The organism is Variovorax sp. 20P10.2.4 (assembly GCF_058244205.1).
In genome coordinates this window covers 1-7344 of record NZ_JBZAYE010000377.1, presented here as the reverse complement: position 1 = coordinate 7344, position 7344 = coordinate 1, and the positions used below count along the sequence as shown (strand labels likewise).

Annotated in this window: 6 protein-coding genes; 2 read left to right on the top strand and 4 right to left on the bottom strand. The window is 71.0% G+C overall.

Translation table 11 applies throughout. The features are described from left to right. Positions 1 to 81: 81 nt before the first annotated feature. On the bottom strand, positions 82 to 534 hold the full coding sequence (locus AC27VN_RS27450; RefSeq protein WP_490878573.1) for a hypothetical protein: 453 nt from the start codon (positions 532 to 534) through the stop codon (positions 82 to 84). Positions 535 to 572: 38 nt separating this feature from the next. Then, the gene (locus AC27VN_RS27445; RefSeq protein WP_490878572.1) at positions 573 to 2264 is read right to left on the bottom strand and encodes an NAD(P)H dependent flavin oxidoreductase family protein; all 1692 of its coding nucleotides are present in this window, start codon (positions 2262 to 2264) and stop codon (positions 573 to 575) included. Between the two features lie 67 nt (positions 2265 to 2331). Here AC27VN_RS27445 and pdxR point away from each other — a divergent pair, with 67 nt between their 5' ends. Further along, positions 2332 to 3831, top strand: coding sequence for a MocR-like pyridoxine biosynthesis transcription factor PdxR (gene pdxR, locus AC27VN_RS27440; protein WP_490878574.1), 1500 nt, complete (start codon positions 2332 to 2334; stop codon positions 3829 to 3831). 108 nt (positions 3832 to 3939) lie between these two features. Beyond that, the gene (locus AC27VN_RS27435; RefSeq protein ID WP_490878571.1) at positions 3940 to 6216 is read left to right on the top strand and encodes a DNA/RNA non-specific endonuclease; all 2277 of its coding nucleotides are present in this window, start codon (positions 3940 to 3942) and stop codon (positions 6214 to 6216) included. A gap of 9 nt (positions 6217 to 6225) precedes the next feature. On the opposite strand, the gene AC27VN_RS27430 is transcribed toward AC27VN_RS27435, so the two are convergent. Both AC27VN_RS27430 and AC27VN_RS27425 read right to left on the bottom strand, forming a co-directional pair. Then, on the bottom strand, positions 6226 to 6801 hold the full coding sequence (locus AC27VN_RS27430) for a methylated-DNA--[protein]-cysteine S-methyltransferase (protein ID WP_490878570.1): 576 nt from the start codon (positions 6799 to 6801) through the stop codon (positions 6226 to 6228). Beyond that, positions 6798 to 7344 (bottom strand): YbfB/YjiJ family MFS transporter (locus AC27VN_RS27425; RefSeq protein WP_490878569.1); only part of this gene is annotated, 547 nt, incomplete at its 5' end. The genes AC27VN_RS27425 and AC27VN_RS27430, both read right to left, overlap by 4 nt.

The following is a 7344-nucleotide window of genomic DNA, read 5'->3' as shown; positions in this document are numbered from 1 at the left end:
TCGCGGGCTTCGTGCTCCAGGCGGCCGTGATCGCGCTCGCGAAGCTCGATGCCGCCCCCTCGGAGGCGGCGTTGCGCAGCCCTACTTGAGCGTCGACCAGACCATCGCGCGGCAGCCCGGCTGGTTGGCGGGCGGCAGCAGGTCGCAGTTGCGCAGCGCCTGGCGCTGGTTGTCGTTCATGCGGTCGTAGCGATCGCGGTCCCGATCGCGTTCGCGCTCCCAGCCACCGCCGCCATAGCGGCGCGGGTCTTCCGAGCGGCGGCGCGATTCGATGTCCTGCAGGTTGTCGCGGTCCTGGCGCGAGAGATTCTCGTTCTGCAGGCAGCGCGCGTAGGCCGGGCTCTCGGGACGGAAGCCATAGGCCATGCAGTTCTGCTCGTCGCGCATGCGCTGCTCGCGCGCATGCTCGCCGGGCGTCACGCAGCCCGCGAGCAGCGTGCCCGCGGCAACGGCCGCGAGCGCAAGGCGCGGCGCGGAAGAACGGAAGGTGCGAAGAAGAGAAAGCGGTCGGGGTTCGATGCGGTTCACAGTCATTGCCGAACTCTAGGCCGCAGAGTTAGGAATGATCTGAATCAATTCTTAAGAAGCACGTCCTCGAAGAAGGCACCGATCGGCCGTTCGAGGTCGCGCACCTGGACCTCGAGCACCCAGATGCCGTCGCCCGGAACGAAGTCGGCCTCGGCCAGGCGGTGCTTGCCGTAGAGCGCATGCGGAAAGTCCGAGACCCGGTGGCCTCCGGTCTCGCGCACCAGCGCGCAGCCATGCGTGCGCGCGAGCCCGTTCGCGAAGTCGTAGAGCGCCGCGCCGCTCAAGCCCTGTCGCCAGGCCTCCTGCGCGCGTTCGAAGATGTCGCGCGCCGCGCGCGTGACGCGCGCGTGGTCGGCATCGGCACCGCGAACGAAGGTATCGCCGTAATCGCCCTCGTAGCCGTCCCAGACCGGGCCCAGGTCGACGGTGTAGACGTCGTCCTCGCGCAGGCGCCGCTGGCGATCGACCGGCTCGCGCGAGGTGCGTTGCGTGTCGGGCCCGAAGCGCACATAGGTCGGATGCCAGTTGTAGGCGGCGCCGAGTCGGCGCAGATGCCGGTCGGCGACCGCGATCGCCTCGCCGGTGGTCATGCCGGGTTCGATCAGCGCGGCGATCTGCGGCAGCGCCTCCATCGAGCGGCGGCGCGCTTCGAGGATGCCGTCGCGCGTGAACGTGGCACCCACCTTCTCCCAGGGATGGCGCGCGACCTGCGGCGCGCCATCCTTCGTGCTCGGCAGAAACACCTCCGAGACGAAGCGCGCCTTCGGCAGCCCCTCGGCCTGCAGCAGCGCGCGTGCGTCGCGCACCATGGCCGGGTTGCCGCAGGCATAGACGATGGTCCGCGCCCAGTCGTGCGCGGCCTTCGATGCCGCGTGCTGCACATGCTGCCTGCCTTCCGCGCGCGAAGACGGCACCGCGGTCCAGCGAAAGCCCGCGTGCGCCCGCGCCATCTCATCGAGCCATGCGGCCGCATAGCAATCGCCGGCCTCGGCCACGCCCCAATAGAGCGACACCGTGCGGAACGCGCCGCTCGCGAGCGCCGTCTGCAGGATCGGCCGAACGCCCGCGAAGCCGGTGCCGGTGGCCAGCAGCACGAGGTGCTCGATTCCGTCGGCGGGTGCCTGCCACACGAAGGCGCCATGGGGCCCTTCGAGCTCGAGCAGGTCCGCGGGCCGCAGCGCCGCGAGACGCTGCTCGGTGAACAGGCCGCCCGGCATGCGGCGGATATGGAACTCGAGCCGGTTCGCTTCGCCCTCTTCCGTCGGCCGGTTGGCGATCGAGAAGCTGCGGCGCTCGCCCTCCTCGAGCACGAACTGCGCATGCTGCCCCGGCGCGCAGCGGAATGGCTCGGCGCTCTGCAGCTCGACCACCAGCCGCGTGACCTTGGCCGTGAGCGGTTCGCAGATCACGACCTTCGCGGAGTGCCGCGATGGCGCTAGCGCCGGCGCGCTCCAGTGCGCGAAGCGCAGCCGCAGGTCGCTGGTGGCACGGCACTGGCACATCAGCAGTTCCCCCGCGTCGACCTGGTAGGCCGCCTCCGAGGGCGGTGCGATGCGCTCGACGCTGCCTTCGAGCAGCTGCGCGCGGCACGAGCCGCATTCGCCGCGCTTGCACGAGAACGGCACGGCCACGCCCTGCGCCAGCGCCGCATCGAGCAGGCTGCCCGCGTCGTCGAGGGGGAATCGCGGACCGTCGGGCGCGAGGGTGCAGAAGAAATGCGTGGGGGTCGTCGTCATGGGGAGCTTCGTGGGTGGAGTGCCTTGGACGCGAATCTAAATAGAATGTGGCCTTGCTTGTAGATCCATTTCGGAGAAAGCGATAAGGCCACTTTCCAGCCCCCCGCAGGCCCGGCGCACGCCATCGAGCCTCGATCTCGCGACCGAACCGCCGCGCGAGGGCGAGGCCAAGCAGGCCTGGATCTACCGCCAGATCCGCGCCCGCATCCTCGACGGCGCACTGGCCAAGGGCGCGCGCCTGCCCTCCACGCGGCAGCTCGCGCAGCGCTGGCAGGTGTCGCGCGTGACCGTCGACGCGGCCTACGACCAGTTGCGCAGCGAGGGCTACCTGGTCAGCCGGGCCGGATCGGGCACCTACGTGGCGGCGCAGGTGCCCGACCGCTTCTTCGAGGCCGGCGACGCGAAGCGGCGCCCGGCCACGCCCCGTACGCGGCCGGCCTGGAAGACCGACATGGCGCCGCTCGCCGCCACCGAGGCCCACCAGGCCTTCATGGCACGCGTGGCCGATCCGGCGCTGTTCCCGCTCGATCTCTGGCGCCGCACCTTGCAGGCCAGCGCGCGGCGCGTGACCGCGGCACAACTGGCCGACGACGATCCCTTCGGGCTGCTGGCGCTGCGCGAGCAGATCGCCGGCTACCTCGGGGTGGCGCGTGGCATCGCCTGCGAGGCCGAGCGGATCGTGATCGTCTCGGGCATCCGCGAAGGGCTCGACCTCTGCGCGCGGCTGCTGCTGGCGCCCGGCGACAAGGTGCTGCTCGAGGACCCCGGCTACCTGCATGCCGCGCCGATCTTCGGCCACCACGGCCAGCAGTTGATCCATGTCCCGATCGATGCCGAAGGCTTCTCGGTCGCGCAGGCGCGCCAGCATGCGGGCGCACGGCTCGCGCATGTCACGCCCGCGCACCAGTCGCCCAGCGGCCTCACGATGCCGGTGTCGCGCCGGCTCGAACTGCTGTCGTGGGCCGAAGCCGCGAAGGCCTGGGTGGTCGAGGACGACTACGACAGCGAGTTCAGCTACGACAGCGCGCCGTTGCCGGCCTTGAAGAGCCTGGACGCGGCCGACCGCGTGATCCACTGCGGCAGCTTCAACAAGACCCTGTTCGGCGCGCTGCGCATCGGCTACATGGTGCTGCCGCGCGCGCTGGTCGCCGACTTCCGCCGCGCCTGCCACATCGCCGGGCGTTCCACCGGCGTGATCGAGCAGATGGCGCTGGCGCGCTTCCTCGAGAGCGGCGACTTCGCGCGCCATGTGCGGCGCGCGCGCATGGTCTACGCGCAGCGGCGCGACCTCGTGCTCGGCGGCCTGCGCGCGGCGCTCGAGCCCGCGCGGCTGCATGTCACCGGGGAGCACGCGGGCTTCCACCTCGTGTGGTGGCCGCCGCCGGACATGGCGCTGGCGCCGTTCCTGCGCGCGGCCGCGCAGCGCGGGCTGCGCTTCCAGGCGATCTCGGATTTCTGCCGGCGCAAGGATCTGCCGCCAGGGCTGGTGATCGGCTACACGGCGATGGACGACGAGGCGCTGCGCCAGCACGTCGACGAACTGCGGCGGCTGATCCAGAACGCCTGACGCGGCCGTGCCTTTGCATCGTCCTGTCATCAAGACCCTCTAAAAGGCGAGCGAGACGGTCCGCGAATCCGCAATCGCCGCCGCCCCCGCGGCCAATTGGAGGAGAACATGAACGAGCCCGCCCATATCGGTGTCGCCTCGCGTCAGCGCATCCAGCAGCAGGCCGAGCAGATCCAGCGCTCGCTCGACGCGATCGGCGCCGGCCGGCCCGGTGATGCCGAGCCCGAGATGCTGCGCCGCAGCGCCGTGCTGCAGCGACGGGTCGGCCTGCCCGTGCAGGAGGCCGCGCGCGAGGCGCCGCATTCGGGCGCGGAAAAGGTCTGGGGCAAGACGATCGACTTCGTCGATGTCGCGTTCCTGCAGCGCGGCGCCTATGCGGCGCGCGCCGTGGCGCGGATCGTGACGCGCGACGGCCAGGGCCTCGGCACCGGCTTCATGATCTCGCCCGTGCTGTTCCTCACCAACAACCACGTGATCGGTTCCAAGGCCGATGCGGCGGACCTGCTGGTGGAGTTCGACTACGAGCGCGACCTCGCGGGACGCCCGCGCGTGCCCACGCGCTTCGCCTTCGCGCCCGAGGCCTGCTTCCTCACCAACGACCAGGACGACCTCGACTACACCGTGCTGGCGGTCGGCGGCCGCCTGAACGGCCCCGGCGTGCTCGCGGGCTACAGCTTCCTGCCGATCTCCGCGGCCCGCGACAAGCACCAGCTGGGCGACCACGCGAACATCGTGCAGCACCCCGACGGGCGCCTGAAGGAAGCCGTGCTGCGCGAGAACCAGCTGGTCTCGCGCGCGAGCACCACGCTGCACTACGTGGCCGACACGGAGCCCGGGTCTTCCGGCTCGCCGGTCTTCAACGTGCTGTGGCAGGTGATCGCCCTGCACCACTGGGGATCGCCGCACCGCGACCTGCTCGACCAGAACGGAAAGCAGATCGCCAAGACGGTCAACGAGGGCATCCGGATCAGCGCCATCGTGACCGACATGAACACGCGCAAGAGCGGCCTGCCGGCGCGCGAGCGCGAGAAGATCACCGAGGCCATCGCCGCGGGCCTGGACCCGCAGGTGGTCTCGTCCGTCGAGTCCGCACCGGCCATGGCGCATGACGCTTCGCTCGGCGCATCGGTCGACGTGGCCAGCGACGGCACGGCGACCTGGACCATCCCGCTGCGCGTGAGCGTGCAGCTGGGCGGCTACCCGGCCCGCGGCGGATCGACGACGCCCGCGCAGGACGCCGCGCCGCAACCGCATGCCGACGCGGCGCCGTCGAGCACCGGCGAAGAGGCACGGGTCCAGGTCGATCCGGACTACGACAACCGCGACGGCTACCAGCCCGACTTCCTGCCCGGCGTTGCCGTTCCCCTGCCCAAGCCGCGCGGTGCGGCGGCCCTGCGGGCGGTATCGGTCAACACGCGTCCCAAGGCGGGCCGGCCCAAGTACGAACTGCCGTACGAGCACTTCAGCGTGGTGATGCACAAGAAGCGGCGGCTGGCCTGTTTCACGGCCACCAACATCGACGGACGGCTGGCCAAGAGCTACGACCGCAGCACCGGCGTCATCGCCGCCTTCCATCCGGGCGAGGAGGAAGCGGACGAGGCCCCGGAGGCCAGCGAGCTCTGGTTCATCGATCCGCGCATCCCCGAGGAAGAACAGACCCCGCCGGCGCTGTACGCGGGACAGACGGCCTACGACGCGCAAGGCGCGGCCATCGTCGACAAGCGCAAGGCGGACCACGCGAACCGGATCTTCCAGCAAGGCCACCTGACGCGCCGGCAGGATCCACTCTGGGGGCCGGACGACATCGTCGTGCGCGCCAATGCCGACACCTTCCACGTGACCAACCGGTCGCCGCAGGTGGGCTTCTTCAACATGGGCAAGAGGAAACCGGGCGCCGAGGCGGCCGCGCACGCGGGCGGCACCCTGTACTGGCGCGCGCTCGAGGACTTCGCGCTCAACAACGCGGTGGCGGACCAGGCGCGCGTCAGCGTGTTCACCGGACCGATCTTCGACGACGAGAACGACATTCCCTGGGAGCGCGGCATGCCCGAGATGGCCGGGTTCAAGGCCCCGCGCGAGTACTGGAAGATCGTGCTGCGCGTGGAGGACGGCCGCCTGCAGGCGACCGCCCTGAGCATCGACCAGACGCCGCTCATCGACTACGTGCCCGAGGCCACGCTGTCCGAAGCGGCCCTGGCGCACGTGAGCTTCGAGAAGGTGAAGCGCTACCACGTGAGCATCGCGGAACTGGAGCGTCTGACCTCCCTCGATTTCGGCGCGAAGGTGCGCGGCGCCGATACCCATCAGGGCGGGGAGCGGCGCGAGGTCGCTTCCTTGAGCCAGCTGCTGAGCGTTCCGCGCGCGCCGAGCCGCCGGCGCCGCTGACCCTCGCGCCTAGAACAGCGACGCCATCCCGTTGGGCCGCGCGCCCTCGATGTCGAGCATCCTGAGCTTGGTCAGCGCCCCGCCCCCGGCCGAGAAGCCGCCGGGCTTGTTGCCGGCCGCGAGCACGCGGTGGCATGGCACCACGGGCGCGAAGGGATTGAGGCCCATGGCCTGGCCCACCGCGCGTGCCAGCGTCTTGTCGCCCAGTTCCTCGGCGATCTCGCCGTAGGTGCGGGTCTGGCCCGGCGGAATGCGCCGTGCGAGCTCGTAGACGCGCCGATGGAAATCGGACAGGCCGCGCATGTCGAGTGCGATGTCGCGCAGGTCGTCCTGCGCGCCTTCGAGCAGGGCCTGCACCGCCGCGATCGCGCGCCGCGCCTCGGCATTCGGCTCGGCTTCGGGCAGCTCGGGAAAGCGCTGGCGCATGCGCCGGAGCGCGGGCTGCAGCGTGGGGTCGTCCTGCGGCAACTGCACGCCGACCAGCCCCCGCGGCCCCCAGGCGATGCCGCAGACGCCGAGCGCGGTATCGAACACGGCGAAGCCGGGCGTGATGGCCTCGTCGGCGAGCGGAAGCGCCTCGTTCATGCGGGTTCCAGCGCATGCTGGCGCGAAGCCAGAACGGCACCGAGCCACAGCGCGATCGCCGACCCCACGAGGCCGCGCGCCAGCCCGCCCGGACCGTCGGAGATCCAGCCGGTGATGGTCGGGCCCACGATCTGGCCGAAGGCGAACACGATGGTGAAGACGCTGATGCCCTGGGCCCAGCGCGAGGACGGCAGGTTGTGGCGCACCAGCGCGGTGGTCGAGGCCACCACCGAGAGGAACACGCCGCCGAACAACAGCCCCGAGACCAGCGCGATGGGCGCCGAGGCACTGAGCACCGGCAGCAGCGTCGCCACGCCCAGCAGCCCGTTGAGCAGCGCCTGCGGCTGGCCGCCACGGTAGCGGTCGAGCAGCCCGGCCCACAGCCGCGACGAGGCGATGCAGGCGATGCCCAGCAACGCATAGAACAGCGTGACGAAGCCCGCGCTGGCGCCCTGCTCGCGCAGCAGCGCGATCACGAAGGTCATGTAGCCGATGTAGCCGATGCCGAAGAAGGCATAGCCCGCGAGCGCCCAGCCGAAGCGA

Coding starts and splice junctions, on each gene's coding strand:
- AC27VN_RS27450 (WP_490878573.1), bottom strand. CDS start 534: ATGACTGTGAACCGCATCGAACCCCGACCGCTTTCTCTTCTTCGCACC.
- AC27VN_RS27445 (WP_490878572.1), bottom strand. CDS start 2,264: ATGACGACGACCCCCACGCATTTCTTCTGCACCCTCGCGCCCGACGGT.
- AC27VN_RS27430 (WP_490878570.1), bottom strand. CDS start 6,801: ATGAACGAGGCGCTTCCGCTCGCCGACGAGGCCATCACGCCCGGCTTC.
- AC27VN_RS27435 (WP_490878571.1), top strand. CDS start 3,940: ATGAACGAGCCCGCCCATATCGGTGTCGCCTCGCGTCAGCGCATCCAG.